Genomic DNA, 1,132 nt, shown 5'->3' with positions numbered 1-1,132 from the left:
CCCAAAGGTTCACTACATTGAACCAAAGCAGCATCGCTACAAATACGGCAGCTATGCAGAAGCCGATCACGACGTTGCGGATATACATCTTCACCAGTTCAGGCATCTGAGTCCTCCAGATATGCAATAGGAGGTTATCAGTCTTTGCAGCGCCGTCCAGCGCTTCCGGAAAAATGAGCGGAATTTGCCGCACCCTTTGCGATTGGCAGTTTCCCAAAGAAAAAGGCGCACTCTGCAGCGCGCCCTTTTTCCTTCGAAGTCCGGAATTAACGCCTTAGAAGGCTTCCGGTTTTGCCTCGCGTGCCATGTGGTCCAGCACCGCGTTGACGAATTTCGGCTCTTTGCCCTCGGGAAAGAAAGCGCGGGCGATGTCGACAAACTCGTTGATCACCACTTTGGGTGGGGTGTCGGATTGCGTCAGCTCGGACCCCGCGGCGCGGAACAGCGCGCGCAAGGTGGGATCGATCCGGGCAATCGGCCATTTCGCCACCAGGGCGCGGTCGGTCATCTGGTCGATCTGCGCCTGGTGGTTCACGGCTTCGCGTATCAGCTTGCGGAAGATTTTGTTATCCCCCTCCGCCATCTCGTCACCCTCATAGACAGCGCCAAAGCGGTGGTCCTCAAACTCGACGATCACCTTGTCAAAGGTGAGGCCGCTGTGTTCCATCTGGAACAGCGCCTGCACAGCGTAAAGCCGCGCTGCCGATCTCATCTGATTCTTGCCATTGCCCTTGGGGCGGCTGTCCTGGGTGCTCATACGCTGGTGGATCCGTTGTCTGTACCGGCGACCTGGTACGCCCCTGTGGGCGCCTTGAAACCGATGCCTTTGGTCTGGGCGCCCCACTTACGCGTGAGTGCGATCAGATGCAAGGCCGCAGCTGCAGCGCCGCCGCCTTTGTTCTGATCAGCGGTATCAGCGCGCACTTCGGCCTGTTTGCGGTTTTCCACGGTCAGGATGCCGTTGCCGATGCACAGACCCTGCAGGCCCATCAGCTGGATTGCGCGGCTGCTGTCGTTGCAGACGGTGTCATAATGGGTGGTCTCGCCGCGGATCACACAGCCCAGCGCCACGTAGCCGTCGAAATTCGAGGTGCGGTCGGCGATGGCGATTGCGGTCGGCACTTCCAGCGCG

At 59.2% G+C, this 1,132-nt stretch carries 2 protein-coding genes; both read right to left on the bottom strand.

Annotated features, from left to right (window positions below; translation table 11 throughout):
• Positions 1-274 precede the first annotated feature (274 nt).
• A complete protein-coding gene (nusB, locus tag A2I95_RS40900) occupies positions 275-757 on the bottom strand; it encodes a transcription antitermination factor NusB (RefSeq protein ID WP_259986167.1) in 483 nt (160 codons plus the stop codon).
• Positions 754-1,132 (bottom strand): 6,7-dimethyl-8-ribityllumazine synthase (locus tag A2I95_RS40895; RefSeq protein ID WP_291738014.1); only part of this gene is annotated, 379 nt, incomplete at its 5' end. The genes nusB and A2I95_RS40895, both read right to left, overlap by 4 nt.

It is taken from the genome of Leisingera sp. F5 (assembly GCF_001593695.1).
Note: the sequence above shows the minus strand (reverse complement) of the source record. Positions and strands in the feature narration are given on the sequence as shown.

Coding starts and splice junctions, on each gene's coding strand:
- nusB (WP_259986167.1), bottom strand. CDS start 757: ATGAGCACCCAGGACAGCCGCCCCAAGGGCAATGGCAAGAATCAGATG.